The organism is Clostridium sp. NkU-1, assembly GCA_001312405.1.
Window position 1 is genome coordinate 165,915 of the sequence record BBDR01000003.1, and the last position, 18,062, is coordinate 183,976.

Genomic DNA, 18,062 nt, shown 5'->3' on the forward strand with positions numbered 1-18,062 from the left:
AAGGAGAGTTTATGAAAAAAACGAATTTTAACAACAATCTTAGCTTTAGGTCTTATGGCATCAATGCTTGCAGGATGTGGTGCGGAGAAGTCTGCAGAAACAAATAGCAGCACAGAAGTGGCTTCAGGCAAATACAAGTTCAGCGTCGTTCTGAAAACCCTAAACAGTGAGTATTGGGGGCAGGTCGCTGCGGGTGTTAAGGACGCCGCCGCCAAATATGGCGTAGAGTATAGCCTTTTGGGTGCACCCGATGAAACCAATATCACCGACCATGTAAGTAAACTTGAAAGTGAGCTTACAAGTAACCCCCAGGTTCTGATTACCGCACTTTTGCAGGAGAGCGAAACCTCTACATTGGCACGGTATCCTGAAGTGCCCGTAATCTTTGTTGACTCCAATGCCGAATATCCCGCTAAAAAAAGCGTTCATCGGCACAGGTAACGTCGCTGCCGGTATTAAGGGCGGTGAATACATTGGTTCTAAACTTAAACCGGGCGATAAGGTTCTGCTGGTGGGCGGCCAATCAGGCGAGTCCACAAGCGAGCAGCGCTTAGAGGGCTTCCGTACCGGTCTTGAAAGCAAGGGAATTACTAATATTGATGTTACCTATGGCGGAAACGTTGCAAACGTAGCTATGCCGTATATAGAGGACGCTCTGTCCCGTACACCTGATCTGAAGGCTATCCTGTCCATGAACGACGATATGGCAATGGGTGCGCTGCAGGCGCTGAAGGCAGCAGGACGTGACGATGTGCTGGTTCTTGGATTTGACGCGACAAGCGCGGCAGTAGAAGCCATTGCGGCAGGTACTATGACCGCAAGTATTGCTCAGCAGCCTTATTTAATGGGCTATCAGGCGATCGAGCAGGCGATTAAGGTTGCAGACGGTGAAGAGATTGAGGTTGATCAGGTTGTTTCCGTAACCGTAGTTGACGCGGATAATGTAGAAGGATATAAGAAATAATATGAATTCGCCCGCCTCTTTGCGGTGGGCGAAACTTAAAACAGGGCGCAAAATAAATTCTGCATGGCAATCAATGTTTTTAGTTTGCATGATTGCACTGCCAACTCTTTGAAAGACTAAGAAAGGAGGCATCGCGCAAATGGCGGAAAAGGAAAATCCTGAATATGTAGTTGAACTGCGTGGAATAACAAAATACTTCCCAGGTGTAGTGGCTCTTAAAAATATGCAGCTTCAGATTAAACCTGGCGAGATACATGGACTTATCGGCGAAAACGGCGCAGGAAAGTCTACTCTAATTAAAACCTTAACAGGCGTGTATAAACCCGAAGAGGGGCAAATCTTTGTAGACGGAGCAGAACAGCACTTCCACGGTCCGAACGACGCGCGCACGGCGGGTATTGCCTGCGTTTATCAGGAACTTAATATTATCAAGCTGCTCTCAGTGACTGATAACGTGTTCTTAGGGCATCAGATTAAAGGCGCGGGCGGATTGCTTGACTACCCGAGAATGCATAAAGAGGCGGCAGAGGCTCTTGCGATTTTAGGCAGAACATTGACCCTCAGAAAAATGCGGGCGAGCTGGGTGTTGGACAACAGCAGATGATTGAGATTGCAAAGGCAGTTCGCCTGAAGGCAAAGCTTATCATCATGGACGAGCCGACCTCTTCATTGGGGGAGCACGGCGTAAAACAGCTTATGGAGGTCGTCCGAAAGCTGAAAAGTCAAGGCGTTGCAATACTCTTCGTTTCCCATAAATTAGAAGAACTCTTTGAGCTTTGCGATAGAGTGACTGTTATTCGTGACGGTGAACACGTTAAAACCCAGGACATTGGGGACTGGACCAATGACAGTCTGATTCAGGCGATGGTGGGCCGTTCGCTTGACAATCTCTTCCCCAAGGTGTCAGGAACGAAAGGTGAATGCTACCTTGAGGTGAAGAACCTTATGGAAAGGGGCATGTTCAGCAATATTAGCTTTAAGGCTTACGGCGGGCAGGTACTGGGCTTTGCAGGACTTGTCGGAGCGGGGCGGACAGAGGTTATGCGTGCAATCTTCGGGGCTGATAAACTTGACGGAGGAGAGGTTCACATCAGGGGCAAAAGGATGAAGTTCCGCAGCCCCAAACAGGCCATTGCCGCAGGGCTTGCCTTCATTACAGAGGATCGTAAGGGGCAGGGACTGATCCTGGACCAGACGATTCGGAATAACTTCATATTGGCAACTATGAATAAGTTTATAAAGAACGGCTTCTTAGATGAAGAACGTATCGAAAGTACAGGGCAGAATCATATCAGCAGCCTTAAAATAAAAACGCCTTCTATTGACGAAGTCGTTGGAAAGCTGTCAGGTGGAAATCAGCAGAAAGTCGTCATTGGCAAGTGGGTCAACGCAGAGGCGGACATCTACATCTTTGACGAACCGACGCGCGGGATCGATGTGGGCGCGAAGATTGAGGTTTATAACGTGATAAACAAGCTTGTCGGAGAGGGTAAGTGCGTCATCATGGTTTCAAGTGAGCTGCCTGAGATTTTGGGAATGAGTGACCGCGTAATTGTCATGCGCGAGGGCAAAATTATGGGCGAAATTGAGCGTGAAAGCGAGCAATTTAACAGCGAATCAATTATGAAAGCGGCGTGGGGAGGAAAAATCGCATGAATACGACAAGAGCGGCAAAGCCGCATGAAGCCATCGGAAAAACCTTAACAATTAAAAAAATCATCGGTAAAATGGGGGCCCTTCTGGCATTGATCGTGCTATGTCTTTTAATTGGTATTGCCACGCGCGGACGCTTCTTTGCGACAAGCAACCTTATGAATGTATTGCGCCAGGTGTCCATCAACTGCTTTATCGCGGCAGGAATGCTTCTCGTGCTGATTACGGCGGGTATCGACCTTTCCGTGGGATTTAACGCGGTTTTGGCTACCTGTGTCATGGGCGTCATGGTGAAAGGCGGATTTACGTTTTCACCTGTCTTGATCCTGGTGGCACTTGTCATTGCGGGAATTGTAGGTTATATAAACGGCACACTTTTAACAAGGCTTTCATTGCCTCACCCGTTCGTATCAACACTTGGCATGAAGTTTGTAACCTGGGGCCTGGCATTAATCGTGACGTCTGCAACTCCTATTGGACTTAGCGGTAAGGGCGTTGATGGTATGCTGTGGCTTGGCAGCGCTGCCGTTCCCGGCACAAAGGCCATTGGCCGCTTACCGATGAGCTTTGTAGCGGTGGTCGTGTTGTATGTAATTATGCACATTTTCCTGACACGTACAGAGCTTGGCCGGAAGATTTACTGCGTGGGAGGTAACCCGGAGGCAAGCCGGCTATCGGGCATCGACTGTGATAAGGTTCTGCGAATTGTCTATACAATGAGCGGTCTGCTGTGCGGACTTGCAGGAATTGTTCTGGCAGGGCGTGTGGCAACTGCTGACCCGAACGCGGGCGCAACCTTTGATACAGATGCAATAGCTGCCTGTATCGTAGGCGGAGCGAGCTTTACGGGCGGTAAGGGCAGTATGGGCGGAACACTTGTGGGCGCAATGATTATCGCTGTTATCCGTAATGGTCTGAACCTGCTGGGTGCAAGCACTGATGTTCAGTATGTGGTTATCGGACTTGTTATAATCTTGGCGGTACTGATTGACGTGATGCGTGCCAAAGCGGAGGCAAACGCTCGCAAGCAGGCGATGATCAAATAGTAACCTGTCAAAATAATTGAATTTAAAGGAGAACAAATATGTTTCGTGAGGTATGGACAAGTGCAGCTCCCCTGCGTTGGGGTATGGTTGGCGGCGGTCAAGGCAGCGAGATTGGATACATCCATCGAAGCAGTGCGTGCCGTGACGGAGGATTTAAGTTTGTAGCAGGCGCGCTGGACGTAGATGCAGAGCGCGGACGTGAGTTTGGTGTGAAGCTTGGGCTGTCACCTGAGCGGTGTTATTCTGATTATAAGACGATGTTTGCTGAAGAGGCAAAGCGTGAAGACGGAATTCAGGCGGTGACAATCTGCGTGCCGAACTTTCTGCACTATGAGGTCAGCCGTGAGGCTCTCCTTGCAGGACTTCATGTTGTATGTGAAAAGCCGCTTTGCTTCACCCTGGAAGAAGCAGAGGAACTGAAGGCGCTGGCAATTGAGAAGAATCGTATGTTCGGCGTAACTTACGGCTATACCGGATTCCCGATGGTGCATCAGGCTCGTCAGATGATTGCGAGGGGCGATATCGGTGATGTGCGTATCATCAAAATGCAGTTCGCTCACGGCTTTCAGACCCACCCTGTTGAGAGTAAAAGTGCGGGTACAGCCTGGCGCGTAAACCCGAAAACCTCCGGCTCTACATACGTTTTGGGGGATTTGGGGACACACTGCCTTTATATGAGTCAGATGATGGTACCGGGATTGGAGATTGAGAAGCTGCTTTGCACACGTCAGAGCTTTGTGGCAAGCCGTGCTCCATTGGAGGATAACGCGACAGTTCTCCTGCAGTACAAGGGCGGAGCAGTCGGCACACTCTGGGCGACAAGCGTCAACGCGGGAAGCACTCATCAGCAAAAAAATTCGTGTAATCGGCAGCAAGGCAAGCATCGAGTGGTGGGATGAACATCCAAATCAGCTCTCCTACGAGGTGCAGGGTGAGCCTGTCAGAATATTAGAGCATGGCATGGACTATCTCTACTTAGATGATGAGATGACCGCCAGCAACCGCATGGGAAGCGGCCATTCTGAGGGCTTGTTTGAGTCCTGGAGCGGGATGTATCGCCGTTTTGCAGAGTGCTGCCAAAAACTTGACAGCGGTGCAAAGCTATTAGACGTGCTGAGCGGGACATGGGTTCCCAATATCCTCGATGGAGTTGAGGGTGTGCGCTTTGTAGAGCACTGCGTAGAGAGTGCCGATAACGGTTCTCTTTGGGTTGAATATGTCTAAAAATTCAGGGACTATTCAGGCGTCCGCCTTGCCAAAGGCCAGAAAAAGATGGAAAGCGTTCAGGCTTCTGTCTTTTTCTGGCCTTTATCCGTTGATCAGTCCTTTTCAGAAACACACGAAAACAGGGTCAGGACTGATCCGGGCAAGCAGATACCCTGCAAGTACCTTTTTGCAAACATGATAAACTCTGTCAGCATATTTTATAAGGTATTGATGGATAATTGATATCAGAAAAGAGGAATAATCATGAGCCAGGTTTGGCAAATACTGGTGAGCCTTGTGGAAAGGTATGACCTTATCTACCAGACGGGTTTGTTTTTTCGAATTGTTGTAGCAGGGTTTTTAGGGTATCTGATCGGATATGAGAGAACCAATCGTTATAAGGGGGCAGGGATGAGAACCCATGCCATTGTGGCTATGGGAGCGGCTCTTATGATGGTGGTTTCCAAGTACGGGTTCCGGGATGTTCCCAATTTTGATGCTTCCAGAATCGCTTCCCAGATCGTATCAGGGATCGGCTTTCTTGGAGCAGGAGTGATCTTTGTTAAGAATCATTCAGTCAGCGGTTTAACAACTGCAGCAGGCATCTGGGCGACTGCAGGAGTGGGGATGGCAATCGGCGCAGGCAACTACTTTTTGGGATGCGGAGCAGGCCTTTTTCTTATTTTTACCCAGGTCATTCTTCATGATGTTCCCTTTCTCTCCAGGGAGCCATACCGAGGTGTCTTAAAAATAACCACGAAACAATACAACATCGTTATCACGGAGTTGTTTCATAACTTAAATGAGGAGAAGATCAAGGTTTTAAACATTAAGGTAGGAAAAACAAAGGATGGGGTCAAGGTGGAACTGGATCTCCTTTATCCGGCTGGATATGAGAAAAATGATCTGGTCATCAAGTGGTCAAATGATGAACGGATCGAGTCCATTAACGGCTAAAGTAACAGGTATGATCTTCCAGTAAAGGAATCTTTTGATTGTTTTCAAACTGAATCACCGTAAAGCTATAGAAAAAGTAGGAAATAAACTTAAAAACAGTTGCAAATTAACCTGAAATGTGTTTATAATGAATCTGACTTTTCTGACTGAAAGCCTGATACGGCATCGGTTATAATTAACGGAAAACTGAAAGGAGAAATGTATGAAAAAAAGTTTTTATGAAGAGTGCGGCATTCCTGCTGGCATCTGTCATGGTGCTGGGAGGCCTTACCGCCTGCGGAGGAAAGGACCCGGTTGCAGAAGGTACCACAACTGCTGACGCAGTTTCAGCAGGCGGATCAGATGAAGGAGCCGGAACAACGGCAGCAGGAGGGGAAAGCACATTTACCTATGCAATTGCAGGCGATCCTGGAGCTAATGTGAATGTAATCACCACAAGCGACCGTTTCGGCCTTATGACCATTAAGATGATCTATTCCCCGCTGTATATGTACAATGCGGATGGGATCAATTACTTCCTGGCAAAGAGTATAGACACCTCTGAGGACAAACTGACCTATACCATGCACCTGCGGGATGATGTAAAATGGTCGGATGGAGAGAAATTCACTGCTGATGACGTTGTCTTTACCTTTGAAGCCATGGCAGACGAGAAAAACGCTGGCTGGGCATATTCTCAGCTGGTATTTCCCGAAGGAGCAGTTAAGATCGAAAAGATCGACGACTATACGGTTTCCCTTACCATGCCTTTTGTAAACTCCGCTGCAGTGGAGTTGTTTTCCCAGATTTTCATCATGCCAAAGCATATCTATGAAAATGTGGAGAACTTTGAAAATAATGATGTGAATACCAAGCCTGTAGGCACAGGGCCTTACGTAATGGCAGAATACTCCCCAGGTTCCTACGTGAAATTCACGAAGAATGAGAATTACTTTCTGGGCGCCCCCTCCATTGACAATTTCGTATACAGGATCATTGAAAATGAAAATACAGCCATGACAGCGATTCAGAGCGGAGAAGTAAACGCATGGATCGGAACTCCTGCACAGGTGGCGCAGATGAATCTGGAAGCAGCTAATCTGACCGTTTATCCATATCAGGAAGGCCGTGTGGGATATATGATGATCAATGCAGGCCGTGTAAAGGATGAAAACTTCAGGAAAGCCATTTTCTATGCCCTGGACAAAAAGGCCATTGCAGATGCAGCTCTCTTAGATCCCCAGTATTATGACCTGCCATGGAGCTTCATGCCTCCTAACAGCCAGTATTTTACAGAGGATGTAGAAAAATATGAACAGAACCTGGATAAATCCAAGGAACTTCTTGCTGCTTCCGGTGTATCAAATCCGGAACTGACACTTGCCTATAACGCTTCTGACAGCCTTCAGTCCACCTCTGCCATCATGATACAGGAGCAGCTTCAGAAGGCAGGAATTAAGTTGAACTTAACGGGCGTGGATTCCACTGCTCTCAGCCAGCAGATGAAGCAGGCTGACAACTCTTATGATATGTACTTTGGCGGCTATATCATGGGCATTGATCCGGATACGTTCTCAAGCTTGTTTGAATCAGGTGCCGCATTTAATTACATGCATTATGACTATCCTGAGATGAATGATCTGTTTGCACAGGGCCGTAAGGAAACGGATGTGGCAAAGCGTAAGGAAATCTATACAACCATCCAGCAGAAGCTGCAGGATACCGCTTGTTTCTATCCGCTGTATTCCAATAAACGGCTTCTTGTAGTATCTAAGAACGTATCAGGAATTGAAGAATCAAAGCTGGTTCCTGTTTATACCTTTGAAGATACTTCCAAACTACAGATGAAGTAATGCAGACAGCAGGTGTGTAAGCTGCAGAAATTGTGCGGCGCGGGGATCAGCTGTGAAAAGGAAAGGGTGTTCTGCTGCTGAAATCCTGCAGCAGGCACCTCTTTCTATATATAAGGAGAAACCATATGGCGAAATATATATTAAGACGAATATTGACAGCCATACCCATGGTCCTTTTAATTACAATTCTATGTTTTGCTTTGATGCATTTTGCACCTTATAATGCCATTGATGCTATGACAACACCAAAGATGTCACCGGAAACAATTGAATTGATTAAGGCAAAATATGGGTACGACAAGCCTCTGTTCATCCAGTATTTACGCTGGCTGAACGGAATATTAAATGGAAATTTCGGATATTCCATCGTAACCAAGCAAAGCATTGCAGGAGATCTGGCGGTGAGGATTCCGAACACCATAAAACTGGTACTTCCGGCCTATGCTGCCGCTTATATCCTGGCAATCATCCTTGGGCTTTTAGCAGGCTCCCATAAGAATAAGACAGCAGACAAAGTGATTGACGGAATATCTTCCATAGCGATCGCCGTTCCTTCCTTCTGGTTTTCCATGCTTTTGATTTTTGTCCTGGGTTATAAGCTTAAGCTTCTTCCCATTGTGGGGATGCATTCCGTAGGAAAGGAAGCCTCCATGGTGGATTTTCTAAGGCATTTTATCATGCCTTTTATCACCCTTACCTTTGCATTTTTACCGGCCAATGTAAAATTTGTCCGTTCCTCCACGGTCACCCAGTTTTCAGAGGATTATGTGCTGGTTCAGCGGGCCTCGGGGCTTCCAGAGGGGAAATTATGTATAAGCATGTCTGTAAAAATGTGCTGCTTCCCATTATTACAAGGCTTGGCATGGCTCTTCAGCTGCTGGTAACAGGGGCCATCATAACGGAAACCGTATTTGGCTGGCCGGGAGTAGGACCTTATTTTATCAAGGCGATCCAGGGCATGGATTATCCCATTGTCATGATTGTTCTGGTGCTGTCCTCCACCCTTGTGATTCTTGGAAACCTTCTGTCGGATATCCTCTACTGCATTACGGATCCGCGCATCAGGGAAATGGGGTGACTGGAAGATGAAACGAAACAAAGAGAACATAAAGAAGAACAGATCCGTCAGAGCGGACAGCGTATTGCTGTCATTAAAGCATGATAAGGCGGCAATCATTTCCCTGATTCTTTTGGGAGTGATTATTTTATTTGCATTGATTGCGCCTTTTCTTCCTGTAGAGCCAAATGCCACTAATATTGCAAACCGCCTCCAGCCCCCGTCTGCCGGGCACTGGTTTGGGACCGATGAAGTAGGAAGGGATTATTTTGCCAGAGTCATCTACGGGGGCCGTGTTTCCCTGCTGGTTGGATTCCTGGCCATGCTTACGAGCCTTACCATCGGAGTGGCGGTAGGCACTATTTCCGGCTTTTGCGGCGGCATGGTGGACATGGTCCTTATGCGCATTGTAGATGTCCTGTATTCGATTCCATGGATGATCCTGGTTACCGTTGTCAGCATCTTTTTAAGGCCAGGGTTAAAATCCATTATTCTGGTCATCGGCTTTTTTTACCTGGATGGAAATTGCCAGGCTGGTGCGGGCAGAGACTCTTTCCCTTAAGGAAAGGGAATTCATCCTTTATGCCGAGTTTTCCGGCGTGGGCATCTGGAAGATCATTACCAGCCATATTATACCTTCCGTATTTCCCACGATCATTGTGTCGGCAACCACCAGCATGGCAAATGCAATTATGACAGAGTCTTCCTTAAGCTTCCTGGGGGTAGGCATACAGCAGCCCATGTCTTCCTGGGGAAGCCTTTTGCAAAACGCCCAGGGAACCATGCAGAACACCTTTTACATGGCACTGATTCCAGGGCTTTTGATCATAATCACGATTTTTGCCTTTAATAAGCTGGGAAACCTGCTCCGGGTTTTTGTGGAACCGAAAATTATGAACGACGAGAAAGAGTAAAGCGAGGAAACAGGAATTGGAAGAGACAAAGAAAAACGATGATAAAATCCTGTCCGTACAAAATGTGCATACCACCTTTCATACCCACGGGAAATCGGTAAAGGCGGTGCGCGGCGTAAGCTTTCACGCAGGCCGCCAGGAAATCCTTGCCGTTGTGGGAGAATCGGGCAGCGGAAAAAGTGTTCTGATGAAATCCATCCTGGGCCTGATGCCGGAAAATGCAGAGGTCACTGCGGACCAGATCATGTTCATGGATAAGGACATGCTTAAAATGACACCGGAACAGCTGAGAAAGATGCGGGGAAAAGAGATTGCAATGGTCTTCCAGGATCCTATGACAGCATTGAATCCTGTAAGAACCATAGGTTATCATCTGATAGAAGTACTTAAACGCCACAGAGGTATGGATAAGCGGGCAGCCCATAAGGAAGCGATCACGGTTTTGGAACAGGTGGGCATCCCGTCTCCGGAAAAGAGGTTAAACCAGTATCCTCATGAATTTTCTGGAGGCATGAGACAGAGAGTGTTAATTGCCATGGCCCTTTGCTGCCGTCCCAGGCTTCTGATTGCAGATGAGCCGACTACGGCTCTTGATGTGACCATTCAGGCCCAGATCCTTGAGCTTTTGAAAAAGCTGCAGGATGAGACGGGAATGAGTATCATACTTATCACTCACGATCTTGGAGTGGTGGCAAGCTTAAGCCGCCGGATCCTGGTTATGTACGGCGGACTCCTGATGGAAGAGGGGCTGACCGAAGAAATCTTTTATGCGCCAAAGCATCCCTATACAAGAGCCCTTCTCCAGGCCATTCCAAAGCCCCAGACAGGGGACCGGAAGCGGCTGGAGCCAATCCCCGGAATGGCTCCGTCCCTGGTGGACCCTCCCGATGGCTGCCCGTTTGCAGAACGGTGTAAGTTTGCCTGCGGACAATGTGTAAAAGGAATTCCCCAGTACCGGGTATATTCAGACACCCAGAGAGCCATGTGCATCTTTTCGGAAGAGGAGCTTAATGCAAGGGAAAGGAAGGTGGAGTGATATGGATAACAGGAACCAGGAAATTCTGTTGGAAGCCAGGGGAGTATGCAAGTATTTTCCTGCCAAGGACTTTTTTGGCCGCAAGAAGGCAGAAGTAAAAGCAGTGGACGGTGTAAACCTTACCATCCGGAAAGGGGAGACCTTTGGACTGGTAGGAGAATCCGGCTGCGGAAAATCCACCTTAGGGCGGACCTTGATCCGTATGTACGACCCCACCAGCGGATCCATCCTGTTTAAGGGACAGGATATCACCAGGGTAAAGGGCAGTAAATTGCTTCCCATCCACCGGCAGATGCAGATCATTTTCCAGGATCCCTATTCTGCCCTGGATCCCCATCACAATGTGAGGGAAATCATTGGGGAGTCCATGACGGCAGTATCCGGCATAGGGGCCGGCGAGATAGACGGCAGGATTGAAGAAATGCTTAAAAAGGTTGGAATGAAGCCGGATGACATGTATAAGTATGCCTATGAATTTTCGGGAGGCCAGCGCCAGAGGATAGGAATTGCCAGGGCGCTTGCAGTGGAGCCGGAATTTTTGCTCTGCGACGAACCGATTTCAGCTCTGGATGTTTCCATACAGGCCCAGGTAGTAAACATGTTAGAGGATCTGCAGGAGGAAATGGGCCTTACCTACTTATTTGTGGCCCATGACTTATCCATGGTGCGCCATATATCCACAAGGATCGGCGTTATGTATCTGGGCAGGCTGGTGGAGATCGCAGACAGTGATGAACTGTATGAAAATCCCCTTCATCCGTATACAAAGGCGCTCCTTTCTGCCATTCCGGTGGCTGACCCGGAGCTTTCCGCAAAGTCAAAGCGCCTGATGCTTAAAGGAGAGCTTCCCAGCCCCATGCATGTGCCCTCCGGCTGCCATTTTCACACCAGATGCATGTATGCCAGGGAAGAATGCAGCAGTAAGGTGCCGGAGATGAAAGAGGTTTCTCCGGGACATTTTGTGGCATGTTCCTGCCTTCCATTTATTGGGTAAAAAGAAAATAATCCTTGACTTTTCAAATAAATCTTTTTATAATAACAACAATTAAAAAAAAGACTAAGCAAAGACGCTTAAGAAATTAAAACTCTAAGGCGTCTTTTTGCATATTTTTAGGAAAATCTTACATAATGCCTTACAGGCATACCTTTGTGTCCAAAAAAATATAGACAAAAAAGAGGAAAGGGGATGGAATTATGCCAGATATGGTGAAAGTTGAAAATTTAAAAAAAGAACTTCGGAGATTTAGAGGTTTTAAAGGATATAAGCCTGACGGTAAAGGAGGGCGAAAAGCTGGTCATCATCGGACCCTCCGGTTCAGGAAAGTCCACCTTTATCCGCTGCATCAATTACCTGGAGGAACCCACCAGCGGAAAGATAACCGTGGCAGGCACGGAAGTGACAAAAAAAGAATCATTTGGAAATGGCTAAAAAAATATTCCTCTATGGTCTTTCAGCAATTCAATTTATATCCCCATCTCACTGTCTTAGAAAATCTGACTCTTGCACCCATCAAGCTTCAGCATGTTCCCAAGGAAGAGGCAAAGAACAATGCCATCAAATGCCTGGAACGAGTCGGCTTAAAGGAAAAAGCGGGGAATTATCCGGTCCAACTCTCGGGCGGACAGCAGCAGAGAGTGGCCATTGCCAGGGCTTTATGTACCAAACAGCCATTAATACTCTTTGATGAGCCTACTTCTGCACTGGATCCTGAGATGGTTCAGGAGGTTTTAAATGTTATGGTTGAGCTGGCCCATGAGAATATCACCATGATCTGCGTAACTCATGAAATGGGCTTTGCACGCCAGGTGGCAGACCGTGTGATCTTTATGGATGGGGGCTACATCCTGGAAGAAGGAACACCGGAACACTTTTTTTGAATGTCCGGAGCATGAGCGGACCAAAGCGTTTTTAAGCAAGATCCTTCATTAGGAGGCTGTTTAAATAATATTAATGAGGAGGGAACCAATTATGATGAAGAAAATGATATCACTTGCCCTGGCTTTTGCAGCTATGGCATCCTTGACCGCATGCGGAGCAAAGCTCCGGAGGCTACCACCGCAGAGACGACTGCAAAGGAAGGGACAACGGCGGCTGGCTCAGAGGCAGCAGGCGGAAAAGTAACTGCAGACGTACAGAAGATTATTGACCGCGGAGCTTTAAAGGTTGGCTGTAAGGCAGATATTCCAAAGTTCAGCTTACTGAATACGGCAACCGGTGAATATGAAGGCTTTGAGGATGACCTGGCTTATGAGATCGCCGGCACTATCTTTGGCTGCACCGCAGATGAAGCAAAAGAAAGGAAGCTGGTAGAATTTCAGGGCGTAACCGCTAAGACCAGAGGACCTCTTTTGGAGAACGGAGAGATCGACCTTGTTATCGCGACCTTTACCATTACACCGGAAAGAAAAGAGACTTATAACTTCTCTACTCCATATTTTACCGATGCGGTAGGACTTCTGGTCAATAAGAATTCCGGAATCGAATCCATCGAAGATCTGGATGGCAAGATCATTGGTATTGCCCAGTCCTCCACTACTAAGGACGGCTTTAAGAAATATGTTGACGAAAAGGGATTTAAGGTTAATCCTCAGTTCCAGGAGTTTGACGGTTATCCGGCACTGGCTCAGGCGCTGGCAACCAAGCAGATCGACTGTTTCTCCGTAGACCGTGCAATCCTGACAGGCTATTTAAATGACGGCAACCAGATCTTACCGGACCGGTTCGCAGAACAGGATTACGGTGTGGCAGCAGCAAAGGAGAATGCAGGACTTGCAGCCCTAGTTGATGAAAAAGTGACTTCCATGGTTTCTGACGGCTCCCTTATGGCCCTTCAGGACAAATGGGGATTGCAGTAAAACCTTATGTAAAGGATAGATGACATGATAAAAGGTCTTTTTGATGCAAAACGCTGGAATGCCCTGTTTCAGGCATTTCCTGAATATTATATACCGGGCTTTCTTATGACGCTTAAAATATCACTGGTGGGGCTGGCCGTTGCGCTGGCCCTTGGAGTGATATTTGGTATGTTTTCCACGGCTAAATTTAAGCTGTTAAGGATAATTTCACGAATTTATGTGGAATTCATACAGAACACGCCTTTGGCTTTGCAGGTATTGTGCTACTATTCCGTGCTGCCCATGTTATTTTCCAGCTCAGGCTTCCGGATTCCCAAGTTTGTGCTGGGAGTGATCGGAGTAGGCGTTTATCACGGCGCCTATATATCGGAGGTCATCAGGACCGGAATCGAAGCCATACCAAAAGGCCAGTCCGAGGCTGCTTCATCTCAGGGCTTTTCCTATCTGGAAACCATGTATCATATCATTCTGCCTCAGACCATAAAGATTATTATGCCGCCTCTTGCGAATCAGGCACTGAATCTGGTAAAGAATACTTCCATTCTGGCAATGGTGGCCGGTATGGATCTTATGTACTTTACGGATTCCTGGGGAGCCGACCGGGGATACTTTGCCCAGGCGTACTTTACAAGTGCTGTGATGTACTTTATCATCTGTTTCCCATTGGCAAGGCTGGCCCGTTATCTGGAGATCAGATCCATGCGGCTGCCTATCGCAAAAACGCTTGATATTAAGGCAGATGAGGAGGCAGCATGTTAGAATTATTTCAGCAGATATTTACTCAGGCCAACGTGACTTTCATGCTGAAGGGGCTCAGAATGACTGTCATGATCGCCGTTTTCGCCACCCTTATAAGTACATTTTTCGGGACGATCCTGGCTCTTATCAGAACCTATTCAACGGGAAAATGGAAATGGGCAGGAGGAATTGTGGCTGCCTATACAGAATTTTTCCGCTGTACGCCCAATCTTTTGTGGATACTCTGGATCTATTTCACCGTGAAGGGGAATAAGGTAGGAGTATCAGTATTTGCGATTTCCCTTTTCACCTCAGCGGTTATGGCTGAAATATTCCGGGGAGCTTAAACTCCATTCCAAAGGGGCAGTTTGAAGGCGCCCAGTCCCAGGGATTCAGCTTTGTAGAGACTCTTATATATATTGTGCTTCCTCAGATGTATAAAAAGGTGCTTCCGGCCCTGCTCAGTCAGGTGATCACCATCATCAAGGATACTTCCTTCTTAAAAATGGTGGATGTGGCGGAGTTTATGAGAAACTGCTCCGTTGTTCTTGGAAGCATTTACGATGTCAGGGGCATGCTGCTTTTGTTCGGATTTGAAGCCCTCTGCTATTTTACCATCTGCTTTGCTCTTAGCTGTGTGGTGAGGGGATATCAGAAAACCATTGTAACTGGTTAGGGAGGAACATCTTGCTATGAAAAAGTTTACAATCACCATTACCCGTGAATTCGGAAGCCTGGGACGCTCCATCGCCAAGGAGCTGTCCAGAGAACTGGGAGTGGAATTCTATGACCGTGATATTGTTGAGGAGGTAGCAAAAAAAGCTGAACCTTCCTGTCTCCACGGTCAGCAATGAGGAAGAAAAATCAAAGCATAGCTTTCTGCCCCGTATGTTTCCTTTGGGGACGGACGAGACTTACATGCAGGACATTATTTTTGATGTTCAAAAAGGCATTATTCTGGATCTGGCTAAAAGATCCAGCTGCATCCTGGTAGGAAGGTGCTCGGATTACCTTCTGGAAAAGGAAAAGAACAACATCAATATTTTTATTTATGCTCCTTATGAAAAAAAGGCTGGAAAACTGTGTGAACACACTTGGCATGACTGAGAGTGAGGCGAAACGAATGATCGCGTCCGTTGACAAGGCCAGAAATACCTATCATAAGAAATACGCCGGTTATCTTCCCGGTGATCCGGAACATAAGAACCTGATGATCGATTCTTCCCTTTTAGGAGTCACGGGAACCGCAAAGCTGATTGCAGAGATTGTGCACCAGCTTTATGGAGAATAGTCAGAATGGGAAGCTTTTTATAAAACAGGCCTTTTTGGTGAAGCTTGGGTGAAAGCCCGGTTTTTCGCTGAAAGGGTCTGTTTTGTTGACATGGAAGAAAACCGGGGATAAAATTGGATAAAGAAGCAGGCTGGCAAAGATTTCCTCCTATTATGGACAGCTTTTAAATATCAGCCAGACCTTGACGGAAAATTATAACGGGCTGTTAAAGGATGAGGACTGTGCTCTGTTTCACCTGTTTTCCGGCTCCATGGCAAGGCTTACGGAGCATGGAAAGGAATTAAGGGAATATGCCCTGCAGATCCGGGAAATGTACCAGGTGCATATAGATATGAAGCAGAATCATGTGCTGTCCTTTCTCACAATGGTCACCGCTATTTTCATGCCCCTTACGCTGATTGCCGGCTGGTATGGCATGAATTTTAAAAATATGCCGGAGCTTAACTGGGATTATTGCTATCTGGTCTGTGTGGGAGCCAGTGCCATAATTATTCTGATAGAGATATGGTATTTTAATAAGAATGGATGGCTTAAAAGATAGAAAACAGAGGGATGGAAATCATTTCCTGTTAAAAAAGATGTGGGAAATTCAAGCCATCACCTTGACACTCAAAAGAAAATCTGCTATAATATACCTTTGTGTGAAGCGAGAGGATGAAGGTCTGAAACGTGCCTGATACCTCTCGTTTTGTTTGCGAAAAGTGTGTGCGAGGCCGTCGGCAACATGGGAAGCCGGTTGGCCGTAAGAAAGGAACCAAGCATTTATGGAGACAGTTAGATTTGATGAATTACAGCTAGATGAAAGAATTCTGCGGGCAGTAGCAGATATGGGATTTGAAGAGGCATCTCCCATTCAGGCCCAGGCCATTCCGGTTCAGGCAGAGGGAAGGGATATTATTGGGCAGGCTCAGACTGGAACAGGAAAAACAGCAGCCTTTGGCATCCCTCTGTTGCAGAAAATTGATCCCAAGGTGAAAAAGCTTCAAGCGGTTGCCCTCTGTCCAACCAGAGAGCTTGCTATTCAGGTGGCAGATGAAGTCCGCAGGCTTGCAAAATATATGCACGGTGTAAAGGTTCTTCCGATTTATGGAGGACAAGACATTGTAAAACAGATCCGTTCTTTAAAAGACGGTACTCAGATCATCATCGGAACTCCGGGACGTGTTATGGACCATATGCGGAGAAAGACCGTAAAATTCGAACACGTTCATACGGTAATCATGGATGAAGCCGATGAGATGTTAAATATGGGATTCCTGGAGGATATGGAAACCATTTTAAGCCAGCTTCCGGAAGAGCGGCAGACCGTTATGTTCTCCGCTACCATGCCGTCGGCTATCATGGAGATTGCCAGAAAGTTCCAGCAGGATCCGGTGATTGTCAAGGTGGTAAAAAAGGAACTGACTGTTCCAAAGGTAACCCAGTATTATTATGAAGTAAAGCCTAAGAGCAAGGTAGAGGTTATGTGCCGTCTTCTGGACATGTACGCGCCGAAGCTGTCTGTTGCTTTCTGTAATACCAAAAAGCAGGTAGACGAGCTGGTACAGGCCCTTCAGGGACGCGGATATTTTGCGGAAGGACTTCATGGAGATTTAAAGCAGATCCAGCGTGACAGGGTCATGAACAGCTTCCGTAACGGCAAGACGGAGATCCTTGTGGCAACTGATGTTGCAGCCCGGGGAATCGACGTAGACGACGTTGAGGCGGTATTTAATTACGACCTTCCCCAGGATGACGAATATTATGTTCACAGAATTGGACGTACAGGCCGTGCAGGACGTGAGGGCATTGCTTTCAGCTTTGTAGTAGGCAAGGAAGTTTATAAGCTTCGTGACATTCAGCGCTACTGCAAGACAAAGATCATTCCTCAGGCAATCCCATCCTTAAATGACGTAACAGCCATTAAGGTGGATAAGATTCTTGAAAATGTGGCAGACACCATCGGTGATACAGATTTAAGCAAGATGGTGAACATCATCGAAAAGAAGCTTTTGGAAGAGGATTACACCTCTCTTGATCTGGCTGCAGCCCTTCTGAAAATGACGATGGGCGAGGAAAATGAGGATATCATTGATACAAGACAGCCTCGTTCCCTTGATGAGCTGGACAGCATCTACGGCGGCGGAAGCCGCGGCCGCAGCAGCAGAGGCGGAAATGGAAACAGCCGGGGAGGAAGATACGATTCTTCCAGAGAAGATATGGCCCGTCTGTTCATTAACATCGGAAAGAACCAGAATGTGAAGCCGGGAGATATCCTTGGCGCCATTGCAGGGGAATCCGGTATGCCTGGAAAGATGGTCGGAAGCATTGATATGTATGACAAGTATACATTTGTTGAGGTGCCGAGAGAAAGCGCTGACGCTGTGTTGCAGGCCATGAAGGATGTTAAGATCAAAGGAAAAAATATCCATATGGAAAAAGCCAACGGAAAAGGCAGATAAATTTCCGGGAGCTGGGTGAAAAAGGAAGACGGAGCGTCTTACCGGATCCGCCTTGCTCCCGTTTTTTTGTC

General features: G+C 47.1%; 18 protein-coding genes and 4 pseudogenes. All 22 read left to right on the forward strand.

Annotated elements, in window-relative coordinates; genetic code table 11:
- Positions 1–54: 54 nt before the first annotated feature.
- The 22 genes and pseudogenes from JCM10519_RS06275 (at position 55) to JCM10519_RS06360 (ending at position 17,991) form a co-directional block, all read left to right on the forward strand.
- A complete protein-coding gene (locus tag JCM10519_RS06275) occupies positions 55–441 on the forward strand; it encodes a substrate-binding domain-containing protein (protein WP_347843303.1) in 387 nt (128 codons plus the stop codon).
- On the forward strand, positions 398–964 hold the full coding sequence (locus JCM10519_RS06280) for a sugar ABC transporter substrate-binding protein (RefSeq protein WP_347843304.1): 567 nt from the start codon (positions 398–400) through the stop codon (positions 962–964). Before JCM10519_RS06275 ends, JCM10519_RS06280 begins: the two co-directional genes overlap by 44 nt.
- A gap of 139 nt (positions 965–1,103) precedes the next feature.
- Positions 1,104–1,568, forward strand: coding sequence for an ATP-binding cassette domain-containing protein (locus JCM10519_RS26920; protein WP_347843305.1), 465 nt, complete (start codon positions 1,104–1,106; stop codon positions 1,566–1,568).
- Positions 1,569–1,633: 65 nt separating this feature from the next.
- The gene (locus tag JCM10519_RS06285; RefSeq protein ID WP_347843473.1) at positions 1,634–2,620 is read left to right on the forward strand and encodes a sugar ABC transporter ATP-binding protein; all 987 of its coding nucleotides are present in this window, start codon (positions 1,634–1,636) and stop codon (positions 2,618–2,620) included.
- The gene (locus tag JCM10519_RS06290; RefSeq protein ID WP_054738304.1) at positions 2,617–3,663 is read left to right on the forward strand and encodes a sugar ABC transporter permease; all 1,047 of its coding nucleotides are present in this window, start codon (positions 2,617–2,619) and stop codon (positions 3,661–3,663) included. Before JCM10519_RS06285 ends, JCM10519_RS06290 begins: the two co-directional genes overlap by 4 nt.
- An 83-nt stretch (positions 3,664–3,746) precedes the next feature.
- A pseudogene (locus tag JCM10519_RS06295) lies at positions 3,747–4,887 on the forward strand (Gfo/Idh/MocA family oxidoreductase).
- 246 nt (positions 4,888–5,133) lie between these two features.
- Positions 5,134–5,826 (forward strand): MgtC/SapB family protein, encoded by a 693-nt coding sequence (locus JCM10519_RS06300; RefSeq protein WP_054738305.1) that lies wholly within the window; start codon positions 5,134–5,136, stop codon positions 5,824–5,826.
- 218 nt (positions 5,827–6,044) lie between these two features.
- A complete protein-coding gene (locus tag JCM10519_RS06305; protein WP_347843306.1) occupies positions 6,045–7,658 on the forward strand; it encodes an ABC transporter substrate-binding protein in 1,614 nt (537 codons plus the stop codon).
- Positions 7,659–7,825: 167 nt separating this feature from the next.
- Positions 7,826–8,736, forward strand: a pseudogene (locus tag JCM10519_RS06310) (ABC transporter permease).
- A 7-nt stretch (positions 8,737–8,743) separates the two neighbouring features.
- Positions 8,744–9,277, forward strand: a complete 534-nt coding sequence (locus JCM10519_RS26925) for an ABC transporter permease (protein WP_347843307.1) — start codon at positions 8,744–8,746, stop codon at positions 9,275–9,277.
- Complete coding sequence (locus JCM10519_RS26930; protein WP_347843308.1) at positions 9,252–9,629, forward strand: ABC transporter permease subunit; 378 nt, start codon at positions 9,252–9,254, stop codon at positions 9,627–9,629. The genes JCM10519_RS26925 and JCM10519_RS26930 overlap by 26 nt, the downstream gene beginning before the upstream one ends.
- Positions 9,630–9,645: 16 nt before the next feature.
- Positions 9,646–10,665 carry an oligopeptide/dipeptide ABC transporter ATP-binding protein gene (locus tag JCM10519_RS06320; protein WP_054738306.1) on the forward strand — a complete coding sequence of 340 codons (1,020 nt, stop codon included), beginning with the start codon at positions 9,646–9,648 and terminating at the stop codon, positions 10,663–10,665.
- Between the two features lies 1 nt (position 10,666).
- A complete protein-coding gene (locus JCM10519_RS06325) occupies positions 10,667–11,659 on the forward strand; it encodes an oligopeptide/dipeptide ABC transporter ATP-binding protein (RefSeq protein ID WP_054738307.1) in 993 nt (330 codons plus the stop codon).
- Positions 11,660–11,868: 209 nt separating this feature from the next.
- Positions 11,869–12,595 (forward strand): annotated as a pseudogene (locus tag JCM10519_RS06330) (amino acid ABC transporter ATP-binding protein).
- Positions 12,596–12,693: 98 nt separating this feature from the next.
- Positions 12,694–13,521 (forward strand): transporter substrate-binding domain-containing protein, encoded by an 828-nt coding sequence (locus JCM10519_RS06335; protein ID WP_347843309.1) that lies wholly within the window; start codon positions 12,694–12,696, stop codon positions 13,519–13,521.
- A gap of 24 nt (positions 13,522–13,545) precedes the next feature.
- Positions 13,546–14,280: an ABC transporter permease subunit gene (locus JCM10519_RS06340; RefSeq protein ID WP_054738308.1), complete on the forward strand. Its 735-nt coding sequence runs from the start codon at positions 13,546–13,548 to the stop codon at positions 14,278–14,280.
- Positions 14,274–14,606, forward strand: coding sequence for an ABC transporter permease subunit (locus JCM10519_RS26935; protein WP_347843310.1), 333 nt, complete (start codon positions 14,274–14,276; stop codon positions 14,604–14,606). The genes JCM10519_RS06340 and JCM10519_RS26935 overlap by 7 nt, the downstream gene beginning before the upstream one ends.
- Positions 14,607–14,611: 5 nt before the next feature.
- Entirely contained in the window at positions 14,612–14,935 is a 324-nt protein-coding gene (locus JCM10519_RS26940) for a hypothetical protein (protein ID WP_347843474.1), read from the forward strand.
- Positions 14,936–14,951: 16 nt separating this feature from the next.
- Complete coding sequence (locus JCM10519_RS26945; protein WP_347843311.1) at positions 14,952–15,113, forward strand: cytidylate kinase family protein; 162 nt, start codon at positions 14,952–14,954, stop codon at positions 15,111–15,113.
- Positions 15,082–15,550: pseudogene (locus tag JCM10519_RS06350) on the forward strand (cytidylate kinase-like family protein). Before JCM10519_RS26945 ends, JCM10519_RS06350 begins: the two are co-directional and overlap by 32 nt.
- Positions 15,551–15,680: 130 nt before the next feature.
- Positions 15,681–16,091: a CorA family divalent cation transporter gene (locus tag JCM10519_RS06355; protein ID WP_347843475.1), complete on the forward strand. Its 411-nt coding sequence runs from the start codon at positions 15,681–15,683 to the stop codon at positions 16,089–16,091.
- 223 nt (positions 16,092–16,314) lie between these two features.
- Positions 16,315–17,991: a DEAD/DEAH box helicase gene (locus JCM10519_RS06360; protein WP_054738310.1), complete on the forward strand. Its 1,677-nt coding sequence runs from the start codon at positions 16,315–16,317 to the stop codon at positions 17,989–17,991.
- The last annotated feature ends 71 nt before the right edge of the window (positions 17,992–18,062 follow it).

Coding starts and splice junctions, on each gene's coding strand:
- JCM10519_RS06290 (WP_054738304.1), top strand. CDS start 2,617: ATGAATACGACAAGAGCGGCAAAGCCGCATGAAGCCATCGGAAAAACC.
- JCM10519_RS06275 (WP_347843303.1), top strand. CDS start 55: ATGGCATCAATGCTTGCAGGATGTGGTGCGGAGAAGTCTGCAGAAACA.
- JCM10519_RS06305 (WP_347843306.1), top strand. CDS start 6,045: ATGAAGAGTGCGGCATTCCTGCTGGCATCTGTCATGGTGCTGGGAGGC.
- JCM10519_RS26935 (WP_347843310.1), top strand. CDS start 14,274: ATGTTAGAATTATTTCAGCAGATATTTACTCAGGCCAACGTGACTTTC.
- JCM10519_RS26925 (WP_347843307.1), top strand. CDS start 8,744: ATGAAACGAAACAAAGAGAACATAAAGAAGAACAGATCCGTCAGAGCG.
- JCM10519_RS06360 (WP_054738310.1), top strand. CDS start 16,315: ATGGAGACAGTTAGATTTGATGAATTACAGCTAGATGAAAGAATTCTG.
- JCM10519_RS06335 (WP_347843309.1), top strand. CDS start 12,694: ATGCGGAGCAAAGCTCCGGAGGCTACCACCGCAGAGACGACTGCAAAG.
- JCM10519_RS26945 (WP_347843311.1), top strand. CDS start 14,952: ATGAAAAAGTTTACAATCACCATTACCCGTGAATTCGGAAGCCTGGGA.
- JCM10519_RS06340 (WP_054738308.1), top strand. CDS start 13,546: ATGATAAAAGGTCTTTTTGATGCAAAACGCTGGAATGCCCTGTTTCAG.
- JCM10519_RS26920 (WP_347843305.1), top strand. CDS start 1,104: ATGGCGGAAAAGGAAAATCCTGAATATGTAGTTGAACTGCGTGGAATA.
- JCM10519_RS06300 (WP_054738305.1), top strand. CDS start 5,134: ATGAGCCAGGTTTGGCAAATACTGGTGAGCCTTGTGGAAAGGTATGAC.
- JCM10519_RS06280 (WP_347843304.1), top strand. CDS start 398: ATGCCGAATATCCCGCTAAAAAAAGCGTTCATCGGCACAGGTAACGTC.
- JCM10519_RS06325 (WP_054738307.1), top strand. CDS start 10,667: ATGGATAACAGGAACCAGGAAATTCTGTTGGAAGCCAGGGGAGTATGC.